The organism is Pseudomonas mucoides, assembly GCF_015461845.1.
Taxonomy (GTDB): domain Bacteria; phylum Pseudomonadota; class Gammaproteobacteria; order Pseudomonadales; family Pseudomonadaceae; genus Aquipseudomonas; species Aquipseudomonas mucoides.
The window spans coordinates 1,551,446-1,577,320 of record NZ_JACOPW010000001.1; the positions used below are offsets into that span (position 1 = coordinate 1,551,446).

24 protein-coding genes are annotated in these 25,875 nt (G+C 59.3%); 16 read left to right on the forward strand and 8 right to left on the reverse strand.

Translation table 11 applies throughout. The features are described 5' to 3' along the window. Positions 1–153: 153 nt before the first annotated feature. The 3 genes from ccoM to H8F22_RS07310 all read right to left on the reverse strand — a co-directional run bounded on the left by ccoM (position 154) and on the right by H8F22_RS07310 (position 974). Positions 154–267, reverse strand: a complete 114-nt coding sequence (gene ccoM, locus H8F22_RS32955) for a cytochrome c oxidase subunit CcoM (protein ID WP_027925619.1) — start codon at positions 265–267, stop codon at positions 154–156. 144 nt (positions 268–411) lie between these two features. Further along, entirely contained in the window at positions 412–573 is a 162-nt protein-coding gene (locus tag H8F22_RS07305) for a hypothetical protein (RefSeq protein ID WP_007935839.1), read from the reverse strand. 59 nt (positions 574–632) lie between these two features. Further along, positions 633–974 (reverse strand): hypothetical protein, encoded by a 342-nt coding sequence (locus H8F22_RS07310; RefSeq protein WP_027925620.1) that lies wholly within the window; start codon positions 972–974, stop codon positions 633–635. A gap of 218 nt (positions 975–1,192) precedes the next feature. Here H8F22_RS07310 and rapA point away from each other — a divergent pair, with 218 nt between their 5' ends. Next, positions 1,193–4,039, forward strand: a complete 2,847-nt coding sequence (gene rapA / locus H8F22_RS07315; protein ID WP_027925621.1) for an RNA polymerase-associated protein RapA — start codon at positions 1,193–1,195, stop codon at positions 4,037–4,039. A gap of 96 nt (positions 4,040–4,135) precedes the next feature. Here rapA and H8F22_RS07320 read toward each other — a convergent pair whose 3' ends face one another. After that, positions 4,136–5,485, reverse strand: coding sequence for a spinster family MFS transporter (locus H8F22_RS07320; RefSeq protein WP_194939899.1), 1,350 nt, complete (start codon positions 5,483–5,485; stop codon positions 4,136–4,138). Positions 5,486–5,775: 290 nt separating this feature from the next. On the opposite strand from H8F22_RS07320, the gene H8F22_RS07325 reads away from it, so the two are divergent. Both H8F22_RS07325 and H8F22_RS07330 read left to right on the forward strand, forming a co-directional pair. Next, positions 5,776–6,141: a YkgJ family cysteine cluster protein gene (locus tag H8F22_RS07325; protein ID WP_027925623.1), complete on the forward strand. Its 366-nt coding sequence runs from the start codon at positions 5,776–5,778 to the stop codon at positions 6,139–6,141. Between the two features lie 148 nt (positions 6,142–6,289). Further along, positions 6,290–8,572: a putative bifunctional diguanylate cyclase/phosphodiesterase gene (locus H8F22_RS07330; RefSeq protein WP_194939900.1), complete on the forward strand. Its 2,283-nt coding sequence runs from the start codon at positions 6,290–6,292 to the stop codon at positions 8,570–8,572. Here the strand turns inward: H8F22_RS07330 and H8F22_RS07335 are convergent. Next, positions 8,463–9,359 carry an NAD(P)-dependent oxidoreductase gene (locus H8F22_RS07335; RefSeq protein WP_081744011.1) on the reverse strand — a complete coding sequence of 299 codons (897 nt, stop codon included), beginning with the start codon at positions 9,357–9,359 and terminating at the stop codon, positions 8,463–8,465. The two genes, H8F22_RS07330 and H8F22_RS07335, sit on opposite strands and share 110 nt — an antisense overlap. A 196-nt stretch (positions 9,360–9,555) precedes the next feature. Here H8F22_RS07335 and H8F22_RS07340 point away from each other — a divergent pair, with 196 nt between their 5' ends. Beyond that, on the forward strand, positions 9,556–11,757 hold the full coding sequence (locus tag H8F22_RS07340; protein WP_194939901.1) for a hypothetical protein: 2,202 nt from the start codon (positions 9,556–9,558) through the stop codon (positions 11,755–11,757). Between the two features lie 295 nt (positions 11,758–12,052). On the opposite strand, the gene H8F22_RS07345 is transcribed toward H8F22_RS07340, so the two are convergent. Then, on the reverse strand, positions 12,053–12,358 hold the full coding sequence (locus H8F22_RS07345; protein WP_027925626.1) for a DUF2288 domain-containing protein: 306 nt from the start codon (positions 12,356–12,358) through the stop codon (positions 12,053–12,055). Between the two features lie 350 nt (positions 12,359–12,708). Between H8F22_RS07345 and H8F22_RS07350 the strand changes: the two genes are divergently transcribed. The 9 genes from H8F22_RS07350 to H8F22_RS07390 all read left to right on the forward strand — a co-directional run bounded on the left by H8F22_RS07350 (position 12,709) and on the right by H8F22_RS07390 (position 20,431). Next, positions 12,709–13,836 (forward strand): branched-chain amino acid ABC transporter substrate-binding protein, encoded by a 1,128-nt coding sequence (locus H8F22_RS07350; protein ID WP_027925627.1) that lies wholly within the window; start codon positions 12,709–12,711, stop codon positions 13,834–13,836. 232 nt (positions 13,837–14,068) lie between these two features. Continuing rightward, complete coding sequence (livH, locus tag H8F22_RS07355) at positions 14,069–14,992, forward strand: high-affinity branched-chain amino acid ABC transporter permease LivH (RefSeq protein WP_027925628.1); 924 nt, start codon at positions 14,069–14,071, stop codon at positions 14,990–14,992. Then, positions 14,989–16,245 carry a high-affinity branched-chain amino acid ABC transporter permease LivM gene (locus H8F22_RS07360; protein ID WP_194939902.1) on the forward strand — a complete coding sequence of 419 codons (1,257 nt, stop codon included), beginning with the start codon at positions 14,989–14,991 and terminating at the stop codon, positions 16,243–16,245. Before livH ends, H8F22_RS07360 begins: the two co-directional genes overlap by 4 nt. Continuing rightward, the gene (livG, locus tag H8F22_RS07365) at positions 16,242–17,009 is read left to right on the forward strand and encodes a high-affinity branched-chain amino acid ABC transporter ATP-binding protein LivG (protein WP_027925630.1); all 768 of its coding nucleotides are present in this window, start codon (positions 16,242–16,244) and stop codon (positions 17,007–17,009) included. The genes H8F22_RS07360 and livG overlap by 4 nt, the downstream gene beginning before the upstream one ends. Continuing rightward, complete coding sequence (locus tag H8F22_RS07370; protein ID WP_027925631.1) at positions 17,010–17,711, forward strand: ABC transporter ATP-binding protein; 702 nt, start codon at positions 17,010–17,012, stop codon at positions 17,709–17,711. 300 nt (positions 17,712–18,011) lie between these two features. Beyond that, positions 18,012–18,314 (forward strand): BufA1 family periplasmic bufferin-type metallophore, encoded by a 303-nt coding sequence (locus H8F22_RS07375; protein ID WP_194939903.1) that lies wholly within the window; start codon positions 18,012–18,014, stop codon positions 18,312–18,314. 25 nt (positions 18,315–18,339) lie between these two features. Then, a complete protein-coding gene (gene bufB, locus H8F22_RS07380) occupies positions 18,340–19,194 on the forward strand; it encodes an MNIO family bufferin maturase (protein ID WP_194939904.1) in 855 nt (284 codons plus the stop codon). After that, positions 19,191–19,952, forward strand: coding sequence for an HvfC/BufC N-terminal domain-containing protein (locus H8F22_RS07385; protein ID WP_194939905.1), 762 nt, complete (start codon positions 19,191–19,193; stop codon positions 19,950–19,952). The genes bufB and H8F22_RS07385 overlap by 4 nt, the downstream gene beginning before the upstream one ends. Further along, complete coding sequence (locus H8F22_RS07390) at positions 19,949–20,431, forward strand: DoxX family protein (protein WP_194939906.1); 483 nt, start codon at positions 19,949–19,951, stop codon at positions 20,429–20,431. The genes H8F22_RS07385 and H8F22_RS07390 overlap by 4 nt, the downstream gene beginning before the upstream one ends. Positions 20,432–20,577: 146 nt before the next feature. On the opposite strand, the gene H8F22_RS07395 is transcribed toward H8F22_RS07390, so the two are convergent. After that, complete coding sequence (locus tag H8F22_RS07395) at positions 20,578–21,504, reverse strand: LysR family transcriptional regulator (RefSeq protein ID WP_027925636.1); 927 nt, start codon at positions 21,502–21,504, stop codon at positions 20,578–20,580. Positions 21,505–21,608: 104 nt separating this feature from the next. Here H8F22_RS07395 and H8F22_RS07400 point away from each other — a divergent pair, with 104 nt between their 5' ends. Beyond that, positions 21,609–22,208, forward strand: coding sequence for a short chain dehydrogenase (locus tag H8F22_RS07400; RefSeq protein WP_027925637.1), 600 nt, complete (start codon positions 21,609–21,611; stop codon positions 22,206–22,208). A 19-nt stretch (positions 22,209–22,227) separates the two neighbouring features. On the opposite strand, the gene H8F22_RS07405 is transcribed toward H8F22_RS07400, so the two are convergent. After that, positions 22,228–23,328: an acyltransferase family protein gene (locus H8F22_RS07405; RefSeq protein WP_194939907.1), complete on the reverse strand. Its 1,101-nt coding sequence runs from the start codon at positions 23,326–23,328 to the stop codon at positions 22,228–22,230. A gap of 134 nt (positions 23,329–23,462) precedes the next feature. Between H8F22_RS07405 and H8F22_RS07410 the strand changes: the two genes are divergently transcribed. Together H8F22_RS07410 and H8F22_RS07415 are read left to right on the forward strand one after the other, a co-directional pair. Next, positions 23,463–24,116: a COG3650 family protein gene (locus H8F22_RS07410; protein WP_194939908.1), complete on the forward strand. Its 654-nt coding sequence runs from the start codon at positions 23,463–23,465 to the stop codon at positions 24,114–24,116. A gap of 94 nt (positions 24,117–24,210) precedes the next feature. Next, entirely contained in the window at positions 24,211–25,824 is a 1,614-nt protein-coding gene (locus H8F22_RS07415; RefSeq protein WP_027925639.1) for an NAD(P)/FAD-dependent oxidoreductase, read from the forward strand. The last annotated feature ends 51 nt before the right edge of the window (positions 25,825–25,875 follow it).

The following is a 25,875-nucleotide window of genomic DNA, read 5'->3' on the forward strand; positions in this document are numbered from 1 at the left end:
CCATTGAGTCGGGCTTTTTGTGGGCGCAATTTCTAATTCAGGGGGAGATCACTCCTACAAGGGTTTTGTATTGCCAGGTCTAAATTGCAGGCAAAAAAAAGGGCAACCGAAGTTGCCCAAAATGCCTTGCGTGCTCATTACATCCGGAAAGAACTACGGTTTACGCTTGTGCGAATCCTTCCAGATAAAAAATCCAAACCCTGCGAAAAACATGACCATGAGGCTGACAGTCAGCACTCCGGCGATCACCACGTTGTCGAAAAACATGACTGGCCTCCTGGGCTTGCCCTGTTGCGATAGGGCTAAGTTAACCAAACAGGCAGAAGAAAAAATTGACCTGGATCAATGTCGCCCGAGACCGGGCGTAAAGGCGGGGTAATAACTGACCTGCATCAACAGATGCAGGGGGTTTCAACGCTTTTTCGGTTTGTTCTTCGGTTTTTTCTTGGCTTTGCCCAAAGGCATTGCCTGCTCAAACGCCTGTCGAACTTCATTCAGACGTTTTTCATTAAGGTCGTGAACCCGCTTGGCGCGTTCAGAGTTGAGATCAATCAGCTTATCGTCTTGGCTCATGGTGCTCAGTGCATCGTTTGACGGGTATATCGCAATAATGCGGTCTGACCCGCCACAACTCAAATCTGAATATCGACCCACAAGCCCTGACGCGGCTGATCCTCCATCAACGGGGCCACCGGCACGGTGTTGTCGGCATTCAGTTCGTCACCGGGAATGGCCAGGTGCTCCTCGGGGTCTTCATCGGCCTCGCGGCGGCGACGCTCGCGCTCCAGCTTGCGGCGTTGTTCCTCGCGCAGTTGAAAAGCCGCTTCCTCGGGATCGCGCTGCTGCAGGTCGATCGTGCTTTCGTTCGAGCTTTCCTGCACCGGCACCACTGGCGGAATATCCGGGCGCTGACGGATCGGGTCGTGCTGTGAGGTGATTGGCACGGCACTCAAGGGGAGCATCGGTAGCAGCATAATTTTTAGTCTCCTGTCAGCAGGCTGTCGGCTGCGGGGATGGCGACTTGAGCCATCGGTCGCAAACTGTGACCCGTTTGGCACTCATCAGTGCCCTGACCGGCAAGCACGACTTCATTGGGCTAACGTAAGACTGCGAGTTTTTATGAGAGTCCTTTGGCCCTGAGGGCCTCCTTCCGTTAAGATAGCCCGCTTTTTCAAGGTGGGAGTCAGGCAGCATGGCGCAGCAGTATCAACCGGGGCAACGCTGGATCAGTGACAGCGAAGCCGAGCTGGGTTTAGGCACCGTTCTGGCACAGGACGGCCGCTTGTTGACCGTGCTCTACCCGGCCACTGGCGAGACTCGCCAGTACGCGCTACGGAATGCGCCCCTCACCCGCGTGCGGTTTTCGCCCGGTGACTCGATCACTCACTTCGAAGGCTGGAAGCTGACGGTCCAGGAAGTCGACGACGTCGATGGCCTGCTGGTCTACCACGGTCTCAACGCGCAGAACGAAAGCGTCACGCTGCCGGAAACCCAGCTGTCGAACTTCATTCAGTTCCGTCTGGCCAGCGACCGTCTGTTCGCCGGGCAGATCGACCCGCTGGCCTGGTTTTCCCTGCGTTACAACACCCTGGAACATACCAGCCGCCAATTGCAGTCCGCGCTGTGGGGCCTCGGTGGCGTGCGCGCACAACCGATCGCGCACCAGTTGCACATCGCCCGCGAAGTCGCCGACCGCATTGCGCCGCGCGTTCTGCTGGCGGACGAAGTAGGCCTGGGTAAAACCATCGAAGCCGGTCTGGTGATCCATCGCCAACTGCTCTCGGGCCGCGCCAACCGTGTGCTGATCCTGGTTCCCGAGAACCTGCAGCACCAGTGGCTGGTCGAGATGCGCCGCCGCTTCAACCTGCAAGTCGCATTGTTCGACGAAGAACGCTTCATCGAAAGCGATGCCACCAACCCCTTCGAAGACACCCAGCTCGCACTGGTTGCACTGGAGTGGCTGGTCGAAGACGAAAAGGCCCAGGACGCACTGTTTGCCGCCGGTTGGGACTTGATGGTCGTCGACGAAGCCCACCACCTGGTGTGGCATGAAGACAAGGCCAGCGCGGAATACACCTTGGTCGAACAACTCGCCGAGACCATTCCCGGCGTGCTGCTGCTGACCGCGACCCCGGAACAACTGGGCCAGGACAGCCACTTCGCCCGTCTGCGCCTGCTCGACCCGAACCGTTTCCATGACCTGGCTGCCTTCCGCGCCGAGAGCGAAAACTATCGCCCGGTGGCCGAAGCCGTTCAGGAGCTGCTGGACAAAGGGCGCCTGTCGCCTGAAGCGCACAAGACCATTCACGGTTTCCTCGGCAACGAAGGCGAAGCCCTGCTGACTGCCGTGAACGATGGCGACACCGAAGCCAGCGCGCGCCTCGTGCGTGAACTGCTGGATCGCCATGGCACCGGCCGCGTGCTGTTCCGAAACACCCGCGCCGCCGTTCAGGGTTTCCCGGAGCGTAAACTGCACCCGTACCCGCTGCCGTGCCCGGATGAATACCTCGAACTGCCGCTGGGCGATCACGCCGAGCTGTACCCGGAAGTCAGCTTCCAGGCCCAGCCAGACGCCAACGAAGAAGAACGCTGGTGGAAATTCGACCCGCGCGTCGAGTGGCTGATCGACACCCTGAAGATGCTCAAGCGCACCAAAGTGCTAGTGATCTGCGCCCACGCCGAAACCGCCATGGACCTGGAAGACGCCCTGCGCGTGCGTTCCGGCATCCCGGCCACGGTGTTCCACGAAGGCATGAACATTCTCGAGCGTGACCGCGCCGCCGCCTACTTCGCCGACGAAGAGTTCGGTGCACAAGTGCTGATTTGCTCGGAAATCGGCAGTGAAGGTCGCAACTTCCAGTTCTCGCACCACCTGGTGCTGTTCGATCTGCCGGCACACCCGGACCTGCTGGAGCAGCGTATCGGGCGTCTGGACCGGATCGGCCAGAAGCACATCATCGAGCTGCACGTGCCGTACCTGGAAACCAGCCCGCAAGAGCGTCTGTTCCAGTGGTACCACGAAGCGCTGAACGCATTCCTCAATACGTGCCCGACCGGCAACGCCTTGCAGCATCAGTTCGGCCCGCGCCTGCTGCCGCTGCTGGAAGAGGCCGACGACGGCGAGTGGCAAGCGCTGATCGACGAAGCCCGCACCGAGCGTGAGCGTCTGGAAGCCGACTTGCACACCGGCCGTGACCGCTTGCTGGAGCTCAACTCCGGCGGCGCGGGCGAAGGCGATGCGCTGGTCGAAGACATTCTTGAGCAGGACGATCAGTTCACCCTGCCGATCTACATGGAAACCCTGTTCGACGCCTTCGGCATCGACAGCGAAGACCATTCGGAAAACGCCCTGATCCTCAAGCCGAGCGAAAAAATGCTCGACGCCAGCTTCCCGCTGGGCGACGACGAAGGCGTGACCATCACTTACGACCGCAACCAGGCGCTGTCTCGCGAAGACATGCAGTTCATCACCTGGGAACACCCGATGGTGCAGGGCGGCATGGACCTGGTCCTGTCCGGCTCGATGGGCAATACCGCCGTCGCGCTGATCAAGAACAAGGCGCTCAAGCCTGGCACCGTGTTGCTGGAACTGCTCTACGTCAGCGAAGTGGTTGCCCCGCGCTCGCTGCAACTGGGCCGTTACCTGCCGCCGGCCGCGCTGCGCTGCCTGCTCGATGCCAACGGCAACGACCTGTCGGCCCGTGTGTCGTTCGAGACCTTGAACGATCAGCTGGAAAGCGTACCGCGTGCCAGCGCCAACAAATTCATCCAGGCCCAGCGCGATCAGCTGACGCCACGGATCAATGCTGGCGAAGAGAAGATTCTGCCGCGTCACGCCGAGCGTGTGGCCGAGGCGCAGCGTCGCCTGGCGGCGGATACCGATGAAGAACTGGCGCGCCTGACCGCGTTGCAAGCCGTGAACCCGACCGTGCGCGACAGCGAACTGATTGCCCTGCGCAAACAGCGCGAGCAAGGGTTGGCCATGCTTGAAAAGGCTGCGTTGCGACTGGAAGCGATTCGGGTGTTGGTGGCGGGTTAAGTCCCCTGCTCTACCCGGCTAAATAAAAAAGGCCCGCAGTGATGCGGGCCTTTTTTTGTCTGCTGATCGTTCCCACGCTCGCGTGGGAACGATCATTTATGCAGTCGCCACAGAAACCCCAGGCTCAACCACCGCCCCCAACCCTGCCTTCATCCGTTTCGCATCCCGCACAAAACACCGCGAAGCCATAAACAAAAAGACCATGGTGAAGAACAACGCCACCGGAATCAGGTACATCGCGTCATGCAAACCGACGGCCTTGAACGCCTCGGTCATCTGCTCGGTACCGGCCGCCAGCATCGCCGTGTGCGCAAAGTGATCGGACAAACCGCCCACTACCACCGGCCCCAATCCACCGCCCAGCAAATACAACCCGGCAAAGAACAGTGCCATCGCCGTGGCCCGCAATCGTGGCTCGACCACGTCCTGAATCGCGGTGTAGACGCAGGTGTAGAAGTTGTAGGCAAACAACCAGCCCACACTGAAGACCGCCACGAACACGCCGATCTCGATGCGCCCGGCGTGCAATGCCCACCCCGTACACACGGTCGAAATAATCAAACTGAACGCGGCAAACAACAGCCGCCCGTTGGCCACTCGCTGGTGAATCTTGTCAGCGACCCAGCCGCCGAGCGTCAGGCCGAACAAACCGGTCACGCCGACGATCACCCCCGTGGCCACTGCGGCTTCCTGCAACGGCATCAGGAAATAGCGCTGCAGCATCGGCACCAGGAATGAATTGCAGGCGTAGGTCGCGAAGTTGAAGCACAGTCCCGCCATCACCAGCCACAGGAACGTCGGCACCGCCAGCACCCGGCGGATCGGCCGGTCGACGCGCTCCTGCGACACCTGCACGGTTTCTGCTGCGCCGCGCTTTGGCTCTTTAATGAAGAACATGAAGATCGCCAGGATCAGCCCCGGCACGGCCGCGATAAAGAACGGCGCGCGCCAGCTGTCGAACGCCTTGACCATCGCGCCGATGGTAAAGAACGCCAGCAACAACCCCAGCGGCAGACCCAGCATGAAAATGCCCATCGCCCGCGCCCGGCGGTGCGCCGGGAACAGGTCACCGATCAATGAGTTGGCAGCCGGTGCGTAACTGGCTTCACCGATGCCGATGCCCATGCGCACGATCAGGAAACTCCAGAAGCTGCCCACCAGTCCGTTGACCGCGGTCAGCCCGCTCCAGACCGCCAGGCCCCAACCCATCAGCTTGCGGCGTGACCCGGTATCGGCCATCCGCCCCAACGGCAGGCCGGCAATCGCGTAAACCAGGGTGAAAGCGGTGCCGACGATCCCCAACTGAAAGTCGCTGAGGTGCCACTCCATGCGGATCGGTTCGATGATGATGGCGGGAATGGTGCGATCGAAGAAGTTGAACAGGTTGGCCAGGAACAACAGGAACAGAATGCGCCAGGCATTCGCCGCTTGGGTCGAGTTCTGCATGGGTCCGTCTCTTTTATTGTTATTGGGGCCTCACTGTCCCCGGAACCGCCAATCTAGACAGGCCCACCCACGCTGTCTGTCATTATTGACAAGGCTGATATCAGGCCATGGATTCACGCAGGCGCGCTGACCGCCAGGCCCAGGATTCACGGGGATCCGGCCGCTATTTTCACGGTACCGTCCGTCGCTGAAAAATACCTTTCATACCCCCTTCCAAAGCCCGTTGCGAAGCCTAGAATAGCGCCCCTGTCCGCTCCCCTGCGTACCCCCTCCTGCGTAGATCATCGACCATGTCCGAAGTCAGTCCGTGTCTGAATTGCGGTGCCTGCTGTTCCCATTTCCGTGTGTCTTTTTTCTGGGGCGAATGCGCCTCGTCCGGGGGAACGGTGCCGGATGAGCTGGTCGCGTCGATCAGTCCCAGTCGCGTGGCGATGCTCGGCACCGACTGCAAACCCACCCGCTGCATCAGCCTGGAGGGGACCGTCGGCAGCGAGGTCAAATGCTCGATTTACAACGAGCGTTCCAGCACCTGCCGGGAATTTGAGGCGTCTTGGGAAAATGGCGAAGCGAACGTGGATTGCGACGCGGCCCGGGCAGCATTCGGCCTTCCAGCCCTGCAACCGGCGTACGAAATCCCCTTTGAACAAAGCGCCTGAGGCTTAGCACCAAACGCGATTACCATGATGCCAAAATCATATGGAACCATTTTGACATCATCCCTTGCACTCCAGACACGGCCTCTATACTCGATGACATTCGCTGGCGTTCATTGCGCCGGCCGGGATGACAACGACGGGGCGTGCTATGGAGTGGCTTGGTCTGCATTTCATTACCGAGCTGACAGCGAGCGGGCAATTCATACTCAATTGCACGCATGACCCTTTTCTGGTGCTGCTGGCTTATGTCGTGGCGTGTGCTGGCTGCTTTGCCACGCTGGATATGGCAGAGCGTGTGGCGCATGCGGAAAGTCCGGCTTCGCAAAGGCTTTGGCGCTGGGTCGGCAGTGGGTGCCTGGCAGGCGGAATCTGGGCCATGCACTTTATCGGCATGCTCGCGTTCCAGGCACCTGTCGACATTCACTACCAACTCCCCGTCACCCTGATTTCACTGGCAATCGCCCTGTGCGCGGCCTGGCTGGTGATGCACACCCTCAGCTTCCCCGACCTGAATGTCCGGCATTGCCTCAAGGCCTCGGTGTGGGTCGGTCTGGGGATTACCGCCATGCATTACGTGGGCATGGCGTCGATGCAATCGAGTGCCACGGTCTACTACCAGCCGGCGTTGTTTGCCTTGTCCATCGCCATCGCGATTGGCGCCAGCCTCGCGGCACTGCTGCTGTCGCGCTATTTGCGTGACGGCACCGGGATGTTTCACCAACTGCTCAAATACAGCGCCAGCCTCCTCCTCGGGGCCGGCATCCTGAGCATGTATTTCACCGGGATGGCCGCCTTCGATCTGGTGATACCCAGCAGTAGCGTCCTGGCGCCGGTCAGCGAACACAGCCACCTGCAACTGGCGCTGACGGTGGCGGTCATTACGCTGCTGATCATCGGCAGCAGCATCAGCGCGGCACTGGCGGACAAAAAACTGCAACACAAGGAGCGTGATCTGCAGCGGGTCAACTCGCTGCTCAGCCAACTGGATCAGGCGCGCCTGTCGCTGCAGCAAGTGGCGCATTACGACGCCTTGACCAACCTGATCAACCGTCGTGGCTTCAATCAGATATTCGCCGAGAAACTGATCGAGAAGACCAACGAAGGGGGCATGCTGGCGGTGATGTTCCTCGACATCGACCACTTCAAGCGCATCAACGACAGCCTTGGCCATGACGCTGGCGATGAATTGCTCAAAGTGCTGGCCGGCCATATCAAAAGCTCGGTGCGCAGCCACAAAGATGTCGTGGCCCGATTTGGCGGGGACGAGTTCTGCATCCTCATCGGCCTCAATGATCCCGAAGAAGCGCAGCACATGGCCCAGCGCATCATGCTGAAAATGAAGGAGCCCATCGAGCTCTCCGGCCGCAACATGGTCATGACCACCAGCATCGGCATCAGCCTGTTCCCGCAAGACGGCAAGACCTGTGAAGAACTGTTGAAAAACGCCGACCTGGCGCTGTACCAGTCCAAGGACGCAGGTCGCAACGGCCTGAATTTTTTCAGCTCCAACCTCAAGACCCGCGCCACGATGGAGCTGCAACTCGAAGAAGAACTGCGGCACGCCCTGCGTAAAGACAATGAATTGATGCTGTATTACCAGCCGATCTTCGACCTGAAAACCGGCCAGGTCAGTAAGCTCGAAGCACTGGTTCGCTGGCAACACCCGGTTCATGGCTTGCTGGCGCCTGATCGGTTTATTGCCATTGCCGAGGCCAATGGCCTGATCCATGAGCTCGACAACTGGGTGCTGCGCAAAGCCTGCGAAGACCTGGGTGAATTGTCCCGGCACGGTTGCGAGGAACTGAAGATCGCGGTCAATTGCTCACCGCTGAACCTTGCGCGTGAAGAGCTGGCCGACGAAATCGAACTCGCGCTGCACGCCTCCGGGGTCGCGCCGCAACGGCTGGAGCTGGAAGTCACCGAAAATGCGCTGATGGGCAACCTCGCCAACACGCTGGTGCTGCTACGGCAGATTCGTGCCCTCGGGGTCTCCTTGTCGATCGATGACTTCGGCACCGGGTACTCGTCCCTGGCCTACCTCAAGCGCCTTCCGCTGAACACGCTGAAGATCGACCGCTCGTTTATCCAGGACATTCCCAAAGCCACACAGGACATGGAAATCGTCCAGGCCATCATCGTCATGGCCCACAGCTTGCATTTGCAGGTGGTCACCGAAGGAGTCGAAACCTTCGAGCAGTACGATTTTCTCGAACGCCTGGGCTGCGATTTCGTTCAGGGCTACCTGCTCAGTCGCCCGGTGCCACTGGCTGAGTTGCGTCCGGTGTTGAACGAAATCAACCAGCGCAAGCATTCGTTCAACGTCACACCTCTGAGCCAGGCTCGCGGTACATCTGCACTAACGTCGATGGATCTTTTTCCAGGAATCCCTGGCTCCCATGCAGGCGCATCAGTTGCGCAGCCAATCCGCTGAGGGGGGTCGCCGAACCCTGTTCGCGGGAAAACTTCACGGCGGTGTCGAGATCTTTGAGCAGCGTGCGCACATGCCATTTCACCGGTTCAAATTGGCTCTCGGCCATTTGCGGGGCGAGGATCTGCAACGGTTTTGAATCGGCAAAACCACCGGCCAGTGCCTCGGCGATCAACCGGGCGTCAACCCCGGAAGACTCGGCCAACGCCACCACTTCGGCGATCACCAGCGCATTGCACGCCACGATCATCTGATTGCACGCCTTGGTCACCTGCCCGGCCCCGACGCCGCCCATGTGGGTGACACGCTGGCCCAGAGTCAGCAATAGCGGACGTACTCGCTGCAGATCCACCGCTTCGCCACCCACCATGATCGCCAGGCTGCCGGCCTCGGCGCCGACCACACCACCGGACACCGGCGCATCCAGCCAACTCATTCCGGTGCTGTCGAGCAGCTGTTTGGCCATTTCTCGTGTAGCGCTGGGTTCCAGGCTGGAAAAATCCACCAGCAACTGAGCGCTTTTTGCCCCCGAGGCCACCCCGACCGGACCAAACACCACCTCACGCACCACCGCGGTGTCCGCCAGGCACAGCAGGATGATGTCGGCGTGCTGGCACAGTTCGGCGGGGGTTGCCACTTGTCGGGCACCGGCCTCCACCAACGGCGCGCACTTGCCCGGGTTACGGTTCCACACGGTCAACGGATAGCCCGCAGCCAGCAGGCGCCGGCACATGGGCAGCCCCATCAGACCAATACCGGCGAACCCCAACGAAGGTAGCGTTGACATCATTTAGCCTCCTTTTGATTAAAGATCGCCGAATATTGGCCGATCCATCATGACTAAGGAAAGGATTCCACCCACTGATGCTCAGGCGAGTCCCTGAGACTTTGGCCAAATACGCGCATAAAAAAGACGCGAGATCCCATTCCGTGAAGGTTTGACGACAGATGTCGCTCAGCCAACCAGTCCAGGTAGATGGCGCCCAATGACTTCTAAAAATAACCCGGCCACCACGGTCTCCGATCTGACTCTGAGCCCTGCGGCGAACAGCCCCTCATCGTCGAAGCCATTGACCCCGGTGCGCCCGCTGGCCACTCAGCAATACCTGTATTTCACTGAAACCAATACCGACCGCATCCTCGATAACCTCGACGGCCTGCGCGACATGGTGTTCCCGCGCCCGCCCCACCTGGAAGGCGTGAGCGAACAGCATAACGACCAGGAATTCCCGTCGGTGTGCCTGATCGGTCTTGGTCGTTGCGGCTCGAACATTGCTCTGGACGTCGCGGAGCTGGTGTACAACGCCCGCAAGTTCTACCTCAACGAATTCAACAACGAAGACCGTCTGTCGCCGGACAAACGCTTTGCGGAAAAGGGCTACAGCCCGGCCCAATGGATTCGTAACAACTTGCGCCTGGGCACCAACAAGGGCGCCAAACCGGTGTTCCTGGTAGAACCGCTGGTGATGCTTGGCGACCTCGACAAAGACATCGCCGGCCGCATCCGTTTCTCGCGCAAGGGCGAAAAAAGCGGGTTCCTGCGCGACTACAGCAAAATGAAAATCATGGACTTGTCGGAAGTCCACGCCGGTGGTGCCGGTAACGCGCCGATCCTCGGTCAGTACCTGGCCAAGATCATCCTGAACAAGGACACCCAGCGTTTCTCCAGCCCTGACTGGAAGATGATTCACTCGTACCTGATCGACAGCTGCGGGATCAAGGCCAACCAGTCGCGCCTGTATTTCTCGATCTTCAGTGCCGGCGGCGGTACCGGTTCGGGCATGGCCTCGGAGTTCGGCCTGGCCCAGCAGCACTCGTACATGAACAAGACGTTCGACACCAAACCGATGGACGAACATGACGGCAAGAGCGGTCATTCCTTCGTCTTCGAGCCGATCTTCACCAGCGGCATTTGCGTGCTGCCGAACATTTCCGATCACCGCAGCGAAATGTCCGAGGCGCTGCACATCAACGCCGGTCGCCTGCTGTGTAAATACCTGTCAGAAGAGTGGGATTTCTCCTACAACTTCGCCAACGAAGACAGCAGCGAAGCCAGCGTCATGGGCCGTATCCGCCCATGGAACGCCATGATGCTGATCTCCAACGACATCATGCGTTATGCCGAAGAAAGCGATGACGGCAACATCCAGAACATTGACGTCAATGCGATGGAAAAACACGCCAACCAGTACATCTCGCAGCAGATCTTCAACATCCTGACGGCGCAGGCGGTAACGACCGACTACGACCAGAACTATTTCCGTCGCGCCGGCATCGACATCGGCGAAACCATTCGCCTCGACGCCAACGACCTGTTCATGAGCCTGGCCGGCCCGGTGGCGATTGCCTACGCCGAATCCGTGGTGCCGGAAACCCCGCCGCCAAGCAGCGACAAGTTCAAGGTGTTCGAGAAAGAACCGCAGCGCCTGAACATCGATGATTTGTTCTTCCGCTCCATCGACCTGCCGCATTTCAACAAAGTGACCCAGGCGATCGAAGGCATCAGCCTGCTGCCGATCGAATCCAAGCGCTATCGCGCCTCGCTTGAGCAGTACAAGAATTCCGGTTACGACGCGGCCGCGCTGCACGACCTGCACTTCTTCAAGAACTGCTCGTCGGTGGTGTCGATCGTTTCCTTGCCGAAAGACTACAAGCTGTCCTACATGGACTTGAACCGGTTGAAGACCCACCTCAACAGCCTGTTCCCGAACACGACGCTCAAGCGCTACGCGCTGGTGATCGGCGCCTCGGCCAACTTGTCGCTGACCACCCTGATCGCCAAGAGCCCGTGCCTGTCGGACGACTTCCTGACGTTGATCGTCGCGTTCATCAAGCGCTGCTTCGCGAAGAACCCGTACCGCTTCGACGAGACGCTGGACAACTCGATCCTCGACTTCATTATTAATGAAGAATTCGACGAAGACCGGATCGACGACTTGCTCAACGAATTCGAGAACCCGGCGAAGATCCTCGATACCAACTGGTACGCGATCAAACCGATGTACGAGAAGAAGTACCGCGAGCTGATCAACGACAAGGACAAGTTTGTCTCGATCAACGACATTCGCCTGTCGCGTGATTGCGTGAAGAAGGCGATCAAGTACCTGCGTGAGATCTACCGTCACCGCATTGGCAAAACCAAGGTTATTTCGCTGAATAACCATACTGGCAAGACTTTCTCGGTCTGACGCCAGACCAGGTTGCCGCCATCGCGAGCAGGCTCACTCCTACATGTGGAATGCGTTCCCCTCTAGGAGTGAGCCTGCTCGCGATGAGCCCCTCAAATCCGCTGAAAATGTCAGTCTTTCCAACATCCAGAAACAATTAAGCAGCCCTCAGGCTGCCCGACAAACTGTTCCCGTTACGTTTACGTCACCGTGATGCTGGCCATGCCTGTGGCCTTTCTCTACGGCAACGTGCCATCACGCTACTCACCTACACACTTTTGCTCGCCCGCACGACGCACCAATAAGGCGCAGCGATTCAGCTCGTCGCCCTTTCCTGGATCAGAATCCACGGCGAAACCACCACTGCCCACAACGCCGGGTCGCGCTCAAAAAGATCCAGCGCCCGCGTTTCAGACAGCTTGGCGACCTGGTCGGCAGCCAGCCAGGCAGCCACTTTCTCCCCTTCGTCAGTCGCCACGGCTTCGGCGGCCGCGATCAAATCCAGCCCGGGATCGACCCACAATAGGGCACCCCTGGCAAAGAACGGCTCCAACTCTTTCCAGGTAATAGATGCGGTTTCACCAAGCAGCTTGGCATAGAGGGTGCTAGGTTCTTGAGTCATGGGTCCTGTCCGGAAAAGAAATCGACGCGAATGATAACGTCGGTGGTCCGCCAGAAAAACCCGGATGCAATTGAGTCACCGATCGAAAAGAGCAGGAAAGCCAGGGAATGCCGCTGAATCAAGCAATTAGCCAGCTAACATCCCGCCGTGATTCTGTCTTTTTCTTTCAAAAAAGCGACACCCTCAGGTTTTGTCCCCCGGCGCCAGCTTCCCAGGCTAACAATTGGCGCTCTACACTGTACCGGTACAGTTGTCGGGGGCATTTTCCGGAGGGTATCGAAGATATCTGACCCGGTTCTGCTGCTACGGCGCCAGGACTATAAAAACTACAACAGTAAGAGTGGAGCACTATGACTAAGGCTACTAAGCAGATTTCCAAACTGTTTGCCGCTATGGTTCTGGCCGGGGTTGCCAGCCATTCGTTCGCAGCTGACACCATCAAGATCGGCATCGCCGGCCCTAAGACCGGTCCTGTAGCCCAATACGGCGACATGCAGTTCAGTGGCGCCAAAATGGCCATTGAACAGATCAACGCCAAAGGCGGCGTAGACGGCAAGAAACTCGAAGCCGTTGAATACGATGACGCCTGTGATCCAAAACAAGCGGTAGCGGTCGCGAACAAGGTCGTCAACGACGGCGTCAAGTTCGTGGTCGGTCACCTGTGCTCCAGCTCCACTCAACCGGCTTCGGACATCTACGAAGACGAAGGCGTGATCATGATCACCCCGGCTGCCACCAGCCCGGACATCACCGCTCGTGGTTACAAAATGGTATTCCGTACCATCGGTCTGGACAGCGCCCAAGGCCCTGCCGCCGGTAACTACATTGCCGATCACGTCAAACCGAAAATCGTTGCTGTTCTGCATGACAAACAGCAATACGGTGAAGGCATCGCCACCGCCGTGAAAAAAACCCTGGAAGGCAAAAACGTCAAGGTTGCCGTGTTCGAAGGCATCAACGCCGGCGACAAGGACTTCTCCTCGATCATCGCCAAGCTCAAGCAAGCCAACGTCGACTTCGTCTACTACGGCGGCTACCACCCGGAGCTGGGTCTGATCCTGCGTCAATCCCAGGAAAAAGGCCTGAAAGCCAAGTTCATGGGTCCGGAAGGCGTGGGTAACGACTCCATTTCGCAGATCGCCAAAGACGCTTCCGAAGGTCTGCTGGTGACCCTGCCGAAATCCTTCGACCAGGATCCGGCCAACGTTGCCCTGGCTGACGCGTTCAAGGCGAAGAAAGAAGACCCGAGCGGTCCGTTCGTGTTCCCGGCCTACTCGGCTGTTGAAGTGATTGCCGGTGGTATCGAAGCCGCCAAGAGCGAAGACACTGCCAAAGTGGCTGCTGCTATCCACGCTGGCACCTTCAAGACCCCGACTGGCGATCTGCAGTTCGACGCCAAGGGCGACTTGAAAGACTTCAAATTTGTGGTTTACGAGTGGCACTTCGGCAAACCAAAAACTGAAGCTTCGCCTCAGTAAGGCCTTGCCTGACTGACTGCCAACAAAGCCCACGGCGTGCCGTGGGCTTTGTTTTACGAACGTTTTGGGCCGCGCTGGCGTGATCCGCCAGTCTCCCCACCTGAAAATCTCAAAACCGTCATCAGCGGTTCGCTGGCAAACCTCGCGTTCGAAGTGGGTGCAGATCCACGGGGCTCGAGCGGGAAAATGACTCCACCAGTGAAATGCGTATCAGGTTTTTAGGAGCGCTGTAATGCCTGACATCTATCACTTTTTCCAACAGCTGGTTAATGGCCTGACCATTGGCAGCACGTATGCCCTGATCGCCATCGGCTATACGATGGTTTACGGCATCATTGGAATGATCAACTTCGCCCACGGCGAGGTGTACATGATTGGTTCCTACGTGGCGTTCATCGCCATCGCGGGCCTGTCCATGATGGGACTCGACAGCGTTCCGCTGTTGATGACTGCCGCTTTCCTCGCGACCATCGTCGTGACCAGTGCCTACGGCTACAGCATCGAACGGATCGCCTACCGCCCCTTGCGCGGCAGCAACCGTCTGATTCCGCTGATTTCCGCCATCGGCATGTCGATCTTCCTGCAGAACACGGTTCTGCTGGCGCAAGACTCCAAGGACAAATCCATCCCCAACCTGATCCCTGGTAACTTCACCATCGGGCCAGGTGGCGCACATGAAGTGCTGATTTCCTACATGCAAATCGTGGTGTTCGTGGTGACGTTCGTCGCCATGCTCGGCTTGACGCTGTTCATCTCCCGCTCTCGCCTGGGTCGCGCCTGCCGTGCCTGTGCCGAAGACATCAAGATGGCCAACCTGCTGGGTATCAACACCAACAACATCATCGCCCTGACCTTCGTCATCGGTGCTGCACTGGCGGCCATCGCGGCCGTGCTCCTGAGCATGCAGTATGGCGTGATCAACCCGAACGCCGGTTTCCTCGTCGGCCTCAAGGCCTTCACCGCTGCGGTATTGGGCGGTATCGGCAGCATTCCCGGCGCCATGCTCGGCGGGATCGTGTTGGGGGTAGCGGAAGCCTTTGGTGCCGACATCTTCGGCGACCAGTACAAGGACGTCGTGGCTTTCGGTCTATTGGTTCTGGTGTTGTTGTTCCGGCCTACCGGCCTGTTGGGCCGTCCGGAGGTTGAAAAAGTATGACTAGGAATCTTAGACAGGCGCTGTTCAGCGCCTTGCTGGTGTGGGCCGTCGCCTACCCGGTACTGGGTTTGAAACTGACCATCGTCGGCATCAACCTCGAAGTCCATGGCACCAGCAACACCACGCTGCTCATCATCGCCGTTTGCTCGATGCTGATGTTCCTGCGAGTGTTGTTCGACAAGTCGATCAGCGCGGCCTGGAAATCTTCGCCAAGCATGCCGGGCATGCCGGCCAAGGCCAGTAACTTCCTGACCCTGCCGACCACCCAGCGCTGGATCATCATTGCGCTGATCATCGGTGCGCTGGTGTGGCCGTTCTTCGGCTCCCGCGGCGCGGTGGACATCGCCACTCTGGTGCTGATCTACGTGATGCTGGGCCTGGGCCTGAACATCGTGGTCGGCCTGGCGGGCCTGCTCGACCTCGGCTACGTCGGTTTCTATGCCGTCGGCGCCTACAGTTATGCGCTGCTGTCGCATTACTACGGCCTGAGCTTCTGGATCTGCCTGCCGATTGCCGGCCTGATGGCGGCCACGTTCGGCTTCCTGCTGGGCTTCCCGGTGTTGCGTTTGCGGGGTGACTACCTGGCGATCGTGACCCTGGGCTTCGGTGAAATCATCCGTCTGTTCCTGCGTAACCTGACCGATATCACCGGTGGCCCGAACGGCATCAGCAACATTCCCAAGCCAACGCTGTTCGGACTGACGTTCGATAAAACGGCCGCGGAGGGAATGCAGACCTTCCACGAGTACTTCGGCCTGGTCTACAACCCGGTGAACAAGGTGATCTTCCTTTACCTGATCGCGGTGTTGTTGTCGCTGTTCGCCCTGTTCGTCATCAACCGCTTGCTGCGCATGCCTCTGGGCCGTGCCTGGGAAGCACTGCGTGAAGACGAAATCGCCTGCCGGGCGCTGGGGCTGAACCCGACCGCAATCAAGCTGTCAGCGTTCACCCTGGGCGCGTGCTTCGCCGGTTTCGCCGGCAGCTTCTTTGCCGCGCGTCAGGGCCTGGTGACACCGGAGTCCTTCACCTTCATCGAGTCGGCAACCATCCTCGCCATCGTGGTGCTGGGCGGCATGGGCTCGCAACTGGGCGTCGTACTGGCGGCCACGGTGATGATTCTGTTGCCGGAAATGATGCGTGAGTTCAGTGAATACCGCATGTTGATGTTCGGCGCCTTGATGGTGCTGATGATGATCTGGCGCCCTCAAGGCCTGCTGCCCATGCAACGTCCTCACATGGAGCTGCGCAAATGAGCCGCGAGATCCTGAAAGTAGACAATTTGAGCATGCGCTTCGGCGGCTTGCTGGCGGTCAACGGCGTCGCCCTGACCGTGAAGGAAAAACAGGTCGTGGCATTGATCGGCCCCAACGGCGCCGGCAAGACCACCGTGTTCAACTGCCTGACCGGTTTCTACAAGCCGAGCGGCGGCAGCATCCTGCTGGACGGCGAGCCGATCGAAGGCCTGCCAGGCCACAAGATCGCCCTCAAAGGCGTGGTGCGCACCTTCCAGAACGTGCGGTTGTTCAAGGACATGACCGCGGTCGAGAACCTCTTGATCGCCCAGCACCGTCACTTGAACACCAACTTCCTGGCCGGCCTGTTCAAGACCCCGGGCTTTCGCAAAAGCGAACGCGAGGCCATGGAGTTCGCCGAGTACTGGCTGGAGAAGGTCAACCTCAAGGCCTTCGCCAACCGGCCTGCCGGCACCCTGGCTTACGGTCAGCAACGTCGCCTGGAAATCGCTCGCTGCATGATGACCCGCCCGCGGATCCTCATGCTCGACGAGCCGGCGGCCGGTCTGAACCCGAAGGAAACCGAAGACCTCAAGGCGCTGATCAGTGTGCTGCGTGAAGAGCACAACGTGACCGTGCTGCTGATCGAACACGACATGAAACTGGTCATGAGCATTTCCGACCACATCGTCGTGATCAACCAGGGCACGCCCCTGGCCAACGGCACGCCGGAACAGATCCGCGACAATCCCGAAGTGATCAAAGCCTACCTGGGGGAAGCGTAAATGCTGCAATTCGAAAACGTTTCCACCTTCTACGGCAAGATCCAGGCCCTGCACAGCGTCAACGTGGAAATCCGCCAGGGCGAAATCGTCACCCTGATCGGCGCCAACGGCGCGGGCAAATCCACCCTGCTGATGACGCTTTGCGGTTCGCCGCAGGCCCACAGTGGCAGCATCAAGTACATGGGCGAAGAGCTCGTGGGGCAGACCTCGGCGCAGATCATGCGCAAGAGCATTGCCGTGGTGCCGGAAGGTCGTCGGGTGTTCTCCCGCCTGACCGTGGAAGAAAACCTCGCCATGGGTGGCTTCTTCACCGACAAGGGCGACTATCAGGAACAGATGGACAAGGTTCTCGGACTTTTTCCACGCCTGAAAGAGCGTTTCGCCCAGCGCGGCGGCACCATGTCCGGCGGCGAACAGCAAATGCTCGCCATCGGCCGTGCGCTGATGAGCAAGCCCAAGCTGCTGCTGCTCGACGAACCTTCGTTGGGCCTGGCACCGATCATCATCCAGCAGATCTTCGACATCATCGAACAACTGCGCAAGGATGGCGTGACCGTGTTCCTGGTCGAGCAGAACGCCAACCAGGCGCTGAAGATTGCCGACCGCGCGTACGTTCTGGAGAACGGCCGTGTGGTGATGCAAGGCACCGGTGAAGCCCTGCTGACTGACCCGAAAGTGCGTGAAGCGTATCTGGGTGGTTGAGTCTTCGCGGTAAACAGAAAACGGCCTTCGGGCCGTTTTTTTGTGCCTGCCACACACCTTCCGGACAAAGGAAATCCCCTGTAGGAGTGAGCCTGCTCGCGATAGCTATTTCACATTCAACACCTGTGTTGACTCCACCACCGAGATCGCGAGCAGGCTCACTCCTACAGGGATGTGGTGTGTATTGAAGTTTTTTACAAAAGTTTTGGAGACCGCTGTAACGCATCGCCACGACCTTTCTCTAGAGGGGTAAGCCAGCACAAACGTTGCTGACCGACACCTCAAAACCGGAGAAACATCATGACTGCTACCACCCGCACCCTGTCCGCCACAGCCCTGGTTCTGGCCCTTGGTTCTGCCTTGAGCATGGCCGCCGTGTCCACCGCCCACGCGGCCGACGACATGGAAAAATGCTTCGGCGTGGCCATGAAAGGTCATAACGATTGTGCAGCAGGCGCCGGCACCACCTGCGCTGGCACTTCGAAAACCGATTTCCAGTCTAACGCCTGGAAACTCGTCCCTAAAGGCACCTGCGCCACCACCGAAAGCAAGACCTCGCCGACCGGTTTCGGGCAAATGGAAGCGTTCAAAGCCAAAGCCTGATCCCAACCCAGCCCGAGTGTCGACCATGAACAATCTACCGTTCGGGCTCCCGCCCCGCGCCGGGCTGGGGCTCAAGACCGAGCACTTTCGTGAAGTGCTCGGTTCACAACCGGACATCGGCTTTTTCGAAGTCCACGCCGAAAACTACATGGTGGCCGGCGGCCCGTTTCATCACTACCTGGGTTTGATTCGCGAGCAGTACCCGCTGTCGCTGCATGGCGTGGGCTTGTCGATTGGTGCTGAAGGTCCACTGGACATTCAGCACCTCAAGCGTCTCGGCGTACTGATCGAGCGCTATCAACCCCAGTCCTTTTCCGAACACCTGGCCTGGTCCAGCCATGGCCCGGTGTTTCTGAATGACCTGCTGCCCCTGGCCTATGACACGCCGACGCTGAGCCGCGTCTGTGAACACATTGATCACGTCCAAAGCACCCTCAAACGCCCGATGCTGCTGGAGAACCCGGCAACGTATCTGGCGTTTGAACGCTCGACGTACGATGAAGCTGACTTCATCAACGAAGTCATCCGTCGCACGGGCTGCGGGTTGTTGCTGGACGTGAACAACGTCTATGTATCGAGCATCAATCATCAGCGCGATCTGTCGGCTTACATCGACGCCCTGCCCCTCCATGCCGTCGGCGAGATTCATCTGGCCGGCTTCGCCGAAGACACCGACAGCCTCGGTGACCGTCTGCTGATCGATGATCACGGCGCCCCCATCGATAACGCCGTCTGGACCTTGTACCAGCACATACTGGAGCGAACAGGCCCGATAGCGACCCTGATCGAACGCGACAATCAGTTGCCGGCCTTCAGCGTCTTGCACGCCGAGGCGCGTCAGGCCGATGAACGGTTGCGGTGCGCGGGAGGCCGGTCATGAACACGCACGCCGCGTTTGCTGCTGCCCTGCTTGATCCCCGACTGAACTGCCCCGAAGGTGTGTTCAGTGCCAACGGCGCCGATCCCGCCAGCCGGTTCGCGGTGTATCGCAATAACGTACAGAGTTCGCTGATCAACGCCTTGGCGCACAGCTACCCCGTGGTTGCGCAATTGGTCGGCAATGAATTTTTCCGTGCCATGGCCGCGATCTATTTGCTCGGCAATGCGCCTCAGAGCCCGTTGATCAAGGATTACGGCCACGACTTGGCGGACTTTATCGAAGGCTTCGAACCGGCGGTCAGCGTGCCGTACCTGGCCGATGTCGCGCGACTGGAACGCCTGCGCACCCTCGCCTATCACGCGGCCGACGCCCAGCCGTTGAACCCTGAACAGATCGGCGCAGCGCTCGCTGACCCGCACACCCTGAGCGAGCTGAGCGTCGAACTTCACCCCTCGCTCAACCTGCTGACGTCAGCCTTCGCCGTGGTCTCGATCTGGGCTGCCCATCAGCAAGACGCAACGCTGGCCGGGATTGATCTGGACCACGGGCAACACGCGTTGATCCTGCGCAATGGCCTGGACGTTGAAGTCTTCGTCATCGAACCCGGCGCCAGCGCCTTCATTCAGAACCTGCAAAACGGTCAGCCGCTGCTCCAGGCAGTGGAGTCCGCCCCCGCATTCGACCTCAGCCAAACCCTGGCCTTGCTGATCAGCCACAACGCCCTTACTCACCTCCACCACAACAAGGTATCGCCATGAACACTCAGAACCCGATCAGCCGCGCTGTCGCGCTGCTGGAGATGATTCCACAGAGCCTGATCGCCTTCATTGCGCGGTTCTCCATCGCGGCGGTGTTCTGGAAGTCCGGACAAACCAAGGTCGAAGGCCTCGCCATTGATTTGATCGACGGCACCTTTCAGCTCGGCTGGCCTCGCCTCGCCGATTCGACCATTCCATTGTTCAAGAGCGAGTACCACGTGCCGTTGCTGTCGCCAGAGATCGCAGCGCACTTGGCGGCGTTTGCCGAGCACTTTTTCCCGGTTCTGATTTTGATTGGCTTTGCCACGCGTTTTTCGGCGTTGGCCTTGCTCGGCATGACCCTGACGATTCAACTGTTCGTGTACCCGGATGCGTACCCGACTCACGGCACCTGGGCGGCGGTGTTGCTGTATTTGATGGCGACGGGGCCGGGGAAATTGTCGATTGATCACCTGATCGCCCGACGCTTCGCCCGCTAACCCAGCCCCCCTGTAGCAGCTGCCGAAGGCTGCGTTCGAACGCGAAGCGGTCGCAAAACCTGCAAACGCGGTTTACCTGTCAGACCACAGTGACTGATTTTACGAGTGCTGCGCAGCCGGACGCAGCCTCGCAAGCTCGACAGCGGCTACACGGACCGTGCGAGGCTAAGGCGATCCAGCGCCTCACCGCTACGCTTGAACCAGCCGATCAGGTAATCCGCCAGCACCTGCGTGCGTTTCGGCAAACCGCCCTGATACGGGTGAACCAGGTACATCGGCATGCGCCGCGTCTGATAATCACGCAGGAGCCAGCGCAATCGCCCGTCAGCCAATTCCGTTTGCAGTAAATAGGACGGCAGGCGCGCAATGCCGGCCCCCGCCAATGCGGCTTTTTTCAGCAAGCTGTAGTGATTGCTGGCAAACGGCCCCGACACCCGTACGCGCAACAACTCATGTTGCTGGTGATAGAGCCATTCTTCGCGACCGCTGTAATGACTGTTGAGCAGACAACGGTGTTCGGCCAGGGCCTGCGGTGTTTGCGGTTCGCCATACTGTTCAAGATACGCCGGACTGGCGCAGGTCATCTCGTGCCAGGCCAGCAGTGGCCGAGCCACCAATCGCTCGTCCTTGCCCACCTCGGAACGAATCGCCAGATCGAAACCATCCCGAGACAGGTCGTGAAAGTTGTTGTTCAGATCGAGCTCGATCTGCACCTCTGGGTACTTGCCGGAAAACTCCAGCAACAAACCATCGAAGAAGGTTTCCCCCAGCGATACCGGAACCGTCATACGCACCGGCCCGGCCATGTCGTCCTTCAACCGCGCCAACGCCTGACGCGCCCTTTCGACCTGGACGACAAGCGCCTGAGCTTGAGGCAACAGCGCCGCGCCTGCCGCCGTCAGGCTTAAACGACGCGTGGTGCGTTGCAACAGCACCACCGAAAACCGTGTTTCCAGCAAGCTGATGCGCTTGGACAATTGGCCTTTGCTGCAACCCAGTTGCTGCGCTGCCAAGGTAAAACTGCCGGCTTCGATCAATACCGCGAACGCCGCCAGGTCATCCATTTCGCTCATGGATTGTTTCCATTTGAAAACCAAAGGTTGCCTATTAGTGCGCTTATCAACAGAAAAAACCACTCTAGACTGAGATCACTTTCAACCAATCGAGAATCAGCACGATGAAAATTCTATTGATAGGCGCAAGCGGCACCATCGGCTCGGCCGTCGACAAGGAACTGTCCCAGCGCCACGAAATCATCCGCATCGGCCGCAACAGTGGCGACTTTCAAGTGGATATCAGCGACAGCGCCTCGATCCGCAAGCTGTTCGAACAGACCGGCAAGTTCGATGCCCTGATCTGCGCGGCGGGTAACGTGACCTTCGCGCCGCTGGATGAAATGACCGGAGACAGCTTCGCCCTGGGCCTCAAAGACAAACTGATGGGCCAGGTCAATTTGTTGCTGATCGGTCGCGAGTTCGCCAATGACGGCGCCTCGTTCACCTTCACCACCGGTGTGCTCAGCCATGACCCGATTCGCAGCGGTGCCTCGGCCGCGTTGGTCAACGGAGCGCTGGACAGCTTCGTCCGCGCCGCCGCCATCGAACTGCCTCGCGGCCTGCGCGTGAACTCGATCAGCCCGAACGTGCTGCTGGAAGCCATGGGCAAATACGCGCCTTACTTCCGCGGGTTCAAACCGGTTCCCGCAGCCGATGTGGCATTGGCCTACGCCAAAAGCGTGGAAGGCTTGCAGACAGGTCAGACGTTTCACGTCGGCTGACCGTCCTTTCTGACAGGCATTACTGGCGAGCGATCACTTCGCTCGCCAGGCGCTCGCGCCCGAACTGGCGCAGCCACTGTTGCATTGGCCGTTCGAACCAGCGGTGGCAAATCAGGCTGGCACCGATCAGGACCGCAAAGAACAGCAGCAACGTCCACGGCTGATAAAAGACGCTTCGCCCCGCAAAGAATTTATCCGCCAACAGCGCGGCGATAATTTGCAGCGGGAAATGCAGCAAATAGGAGGCGTAGCTGATATCCCCCAGCCACGCCAAGCGCCGGGCAACCGGTTCCAGTACCTGATGACAGGCTGCAATGGCCATGATCGTCAGCGGGAACAACAGCACACATTTGATCAGCGGCTGATCAGCGCCGAACAACCACCACCCCGCCGCACACCCGATCGTCAACCCCATGCCCACCCAGCGCGGTGGCATTCGTTGCAGCAGCCACGTCACCCACACATAGCCAACACCACCGCAGAAAAAGCTGAACACGCCCAAGGTGATTTTGTACTGCGCAGGAAACACACAAGCGGCCACGGCGATCAAGAAAATGCTGATCAGCATGGGCAGGGGCGAATAACGCCACAGCAGGAAGAATGCCGCGTAGAGCAGCACTTCAACCGAAATCGACCAGGCCGGGGCGTTGAATGACCAGCCTTGTTCCAATCCCCAGGCCGGGGCGAGAAATACATTCAACACGCCGTGATAGAGATCGTTGAACGGATAAACAAAAGCGTTGCCCGTATGCCGTGTATAGATCATCTGTAATAGCGCAACAGCGGCGAAGGTCGCCAGATGCAGCGGATAGATGCGGCTGAAACGCTCGATGAAGAACTGTTTTCCGGTCAGCTCCCTACGCGCCACGGCATGACCGAACAACCAGAAAAAGATGAACCCGGACAAGCTGAAGAACAACGCGACCGCATCGCCACCGTGTCGATAAAACAAGGCGAACACGCTATAGAAAGGTTGCAGTTCGGTTTGCAGCGGGCCCGGCACTGCCCCTTGAAAAAAGAAGTGCTGCCAATGCCAGAACACCACCGCCAACGCCGCGATACCGCGCAGTGCATCCAGTGCGTACAACCGTTTGGGGAAAATAGAGAGACGTTGGTTCATGCCGAAAAGAGCCCGATCCTGGACAAGGGCGCCACTATGCTGGGACGCACCCGGCAACTCAATCCCTGGCACACAAGCCTTGTGATCACGAGCGTGCCTGAGTAACGTGGCGGCACTTGTCTGGAGAGCCAAAGATGCGTGTTGCCCGTTCCTTAGTCGTCGTTGCCCTGCTGCCGCTGTTTGCTGCCTGTCAGTTGTTTGATGGCCCGCGTGAAAGTGCCTCCCACGCGGGCCAGACCCGTATGCAAGGCCAGTTGACGGCGGCGGACGGCAAGTTGCTGTTCCAGCCCTGCAATGAAACCAGCAGCTATGTGGTCAACGACACCGGCGGCACCAGTGTGCTGCAACAGGCGGCGTCTCTGGCCGATACCAAGGGCAAGTTGTTTGCCGATGTGCGCGGGCGCATCGTCGACAGCCGCCTTGATCTGGAGCAGCTGTACCGCGTCGAGCGCTCGGGCACGGCGTGCGACGATCCCAATTTCAAACTGCAGATCCTGCGCGCGGCCGGTCACTCGCCTGAGTGGAACGTCAAGGTCAGTGGCAAAGGCATGGTGGTCGATCGCGCCGGTCAACCGCCCCTGGCCGTCCCTTATGTGGAAGAACAGCTGGGCGACGGCCGTTTCAACCTCAGTACCGAAGCCAATAACCAGCACATCGAACTGTGGGTCGCGCCGCAACGCTGCACCGACAGTAGCACCGGCAGCGTCCAGCACATGAGCGCCGAACTGCGCATCAATGGCCAGGTACAGCGTGGTTGCGCGTATTTCGGCGGTGCGCGCAACGACTGATCGTTTAAGCCTCACGGAATCCGCCTTTGGGGCTTATAATCACCGGTTTCCAACGCCTTGGCGCAGTTGTGCGCCCCGCGAACCGGGTCTTGCCATGTTACGAATCACTGAACTGAAGTTGCCGATCGACCATCCCGAAGAAGACCTGCGCCCTGCCATCGTGCAGCGCCTGGGCATCGCCAGCGATGATCTGCTCGATTTCACCTTGTTCAAGCGCAGCTACGATGCGCGCAAAAAGTCCTCCGAACTGTGCTTCATCTACACCATCGACCTCACCGCCAAGGATGAGGCCGCGATACTGCACAAGTTCGCCGATGACCGTAACGTCAACGTGGCGCCGGATGTCAGTTACAAAGTGGTCGGCCACGCACCGGCCGATCTGCAGCAACGCCCTGTAGTCGTAGGCTTCGGGCCGTGCGGGATTTTCGCCGGGCTGCTGCTTGCACAAATGGGCTTCAAGCCGATCATCCTCGAGCGCGGTACCGAAGTGCGTCAGCGCACCAAGGACACCTGGGGCCTGTGGCGTAAAAGCGTGCTGAACCCCGAATCCAACGTTCAGTTCGGTGAAGGCGGCGCGGGGACGTTCTCCGACGGCAAGCTGTACAGCCAGATCAAGGACCCGAAATTCATCGGTCGCAAAGTCCTGCACGAGTTCGTCAAGGCCGGTGCGCCGGACGAAATCCTCTACGTCAGCAAACCGCACATCGGTACGTTCCGTCTGACCGGTGTCGTGGAAAACATGCGTGAGCAAATTCGCGCGCTGGGCGGCGAAGTCCGCTTCCAGCAACGCGTCACCGATGTGTTGATCGAGGACGGCCAACTGGTCGGCGTCGAACTCAACGGCGGCGAGCAGATCCATTCGAAACACGTGATTCTTGCCCTTGGCCACAGTGCCCGGGACACGTTCCGCATGCTCCACGGCCGTGGCGTGTTCATGGAAGCCAAGCCGTTTTCGGTGGGTTTCCGCATTGAACACCCGCAGTCACTGATCGACCGCGCACGGTTGGGCAAGTACGCCGGCCACCCGAAACTCGGGGCGGCCGACTACAAACTGGTGCACCACGCCAAGAACGGCCGTTCGGTCTACAGCTTCTGCATGTGCCCAGGCGGCACCGTGGTCGCGGCGACGTCCGAGCCGAACCGCGTCGTCACCAACGGCATGAGCCAATACTCGCGTAACGAACGCAACGCCAACTCCGGAATCGTCGTTGGCATCACCCCGGAAGTCGATTACCCGGGCGGCCCGCTGGCCGGCATCGAATTGCAGGAACGCCTGGAATCCCATGCGTTTGTGCTCGGTGGCAGCAACTATGAAGCGCCGGCGCAACTGGTCGGTGACTTCATTGCCGGCAAGCCGTCGACTGAGTTGGGCAGTGTTGAGCCGTCCTACAAGCCTGGCGTTGCATTGGGTGATTTGGCGTTGGCCTTGCCCGCGTTTGCCATCGAGGCGATTCGTGAAGCGCTGCCAGCGTTCGAGAAGCAGATTCGCGGTTACTCGCTGCATGACGCGGTGTTGACCGGGATCGAGACACGCACCTCGTCACCGCTGCGCATTACCCGTAATGAATCGATGCAGAGCTTGAATGTGAAGGGCTTGTTCCCGGCGGGTGAAGGCGCGGGTTATGCGGGCGGGATTCTGTCGGCGGGTGTGGATGGCATTCGGATTGCGGAAGCCGTGGCTCGCGATATCCTCGGCCTGGAAGCCTGATGCACATCCCCCTGTAGGAGTGAGCCGGCTCGCGATGCGGATTAACAGTCA

What these genes read in the sequence shown, in the direction of transcription:
- H8F22_RS07390 (WP_194939906.1), top strand. Translation starts at nt 19,949, where the DNA reads ATGAACACTCAGAACCCGATCAGCCGCGCTGTCGCGCTGCTGGAGATG.
- H8F22_RS07360 (WP_194939902.1), top strand. Translation starts at nt 14,989, where the DNA reads ATGACTAGGAATCTTAGACAGGCGCTGTTCAGCGCCTTGCTGGTGTGG.
- H8F22_RS07375 (WP_194939903.1), top strand. Translation starts at nt 18,012, where the DNA reads ATGACTGCTACCACCCGCACCCTGTCCGCCACAGCCCTGGTTCTGGCC.
- bufB (WP_194939904.1), top strand. Translation starts at nt 18,340, where the DNA reads ATGAACAATCTACCGTTCGGGCTCCCGCCCCGCGCCGGGCTGGGGCTC.
- ccoM (WP_027925619.1), bottom strand. Translation starts at nt 267, where the DNA reads ATGTTTTTCGACAACGTGGTGATCGCCGGAGTGCTGACTGTCAGCCTC.
- rapA (WP_027925621.1), top strand. Translation starts at nt 1,193, where the DNA reads ATGGCGCAGCAGTATCAACCGGGGCAACGCTGGATCAGTGACAGCGAA.
- H8F22_RS07370 (WP_027925631.1), top strand. Translation starts at nt 17,010, where the DNA reads ATGCTGCAATTCGAAAACGTTTCCACCTTCTACGGCAAGATCCAGGCC.
- H8F22_RS07345 (WP_027925626.1), bottom strand. Translation starts at nt 12,358, where the DNA reads ATGACTCAAGAACCTAGCACCCTCTATGCCAAGCTGCTTGGTGAAACC.
- H8F22_RS07340 (WP_194939901.1), top strand. Translation starts at nt 9,556, where the DNA reads ATGACTTCTAAAAATAACCCGGCCACCACGGTCTCCGATCTGACTCTG.
- H8F22_RS07335 (WP_081744011.1), bottom strand. Translation starts at nt 9,359, where the DNA reads ATGATGTCAACGCTACCTTCGTTGGGGTTCGCCGGTATTGGTCTGATG.
- livG (WP_027925630.1), top strand. Translation starts at nt 16,242, where the DNA reads ATGAGCCGCGAGATCCTGAAAGTAGACAATTTGAGCATGCGCTTCGGC.
- H8F22_RS07395 (WP_027925636.1), bottom strand. Translation starts at nt 21,504, where the DNA reads ATGAGCGAAATGGATGACCTGGCGGCGTTCGCGGTATTGATCGAAGCC.
- H8F22_RS07405 (WP_194939907.1), bottom strand. Translation starts at nt 23,328, where the DNA reads ATGAACCAACGTCTCTCTATTTTCCCCAAACGGTTGTACGCACTGGAT.
- H8F22_RS07400 (WP_027925637.1), top strand. Translation starts at nt 21,609, where the DNA reads ATGAAAATTCTATTGATAGGCGCAAGCGGCACCATCGGCTCGGCCGTC.
- H8F22_RS07385 (WP_194939905.1), top strand. Translation starts at nt 19,191, where the DNA reads ATGAACACGCACGCCGCGTTTGCTGCTGCCCTGCTTGATCCCCGACTG.
- H8F22_RS07415 (WP_027925639.1), top strand. Translation starts at nt 24,211, where the DNA reads ATGTTACGAATCACTGAACTGAAGTTGCCGATCGACCATCCCGAAGAA.
- H8F22_RS07305 (WP_007935839.1), bottom strand. Translation starts at nt 573, where the DNA reads ATGAGCCAAGACGATAAGCTGATTGATCTCAACTCTGAACGCGCCAAG.
- H8F22_RS07330 (WP_194939900.1), top strand. Translation starts at nt 6,290, where the DNA reads ATGGAGTGGCTTGGTCTGCATTTCATTACCGAGCTGACAGCGAGCGGG.
- H8F22_RS07410 (WP_194939908.1), top strand. Translation starts at nt 23,463, where the DNA reads ATGCGTGTTGCCCGTTCCTTAGTCGTCGTTGCCCTGCTGCCGCTGTTT.
- H8F22_RS07325 (WP_027925623.1), top strand. Translation starts at nt 5,776, where the DNA reads ATGTCCGAAGTCAGTCCGTGTCTGAATTGCGGTGCCTGCTGTTCCCAT.
- H8F22_RS07310 (WP_027925620.1), bottom strand. Translation starts at nt 974, where the DNA reads ATGCTGCTACCGATGCTCCCCTTGAGTGCCGTGCCAATCACCTCACAG.
- H8F22_RS07320 (WP_194939899.1), bottom strand. Translation starts at nt 5,485, where the DNA reads ATGCAGAACTCGACCCAAGCGGCGAATGCCTGGCGCATTCTGTTCCTG.
- H8F22_RS07350 (WP_027925627.1), top strand. Translation starts at nt 12,709, where the DNA reads ATGACTAAGGCTACTAAGCAGATTTCCAAACTGTTTGCCGCTATGGTT.
- livH (WP_027925628.1), top strand. Translation starts at nt 14,069, where the DNA reads ATGCCTGACATCTATCACTTTTTCCAACAGCTGGTTAATGGCCTGACC.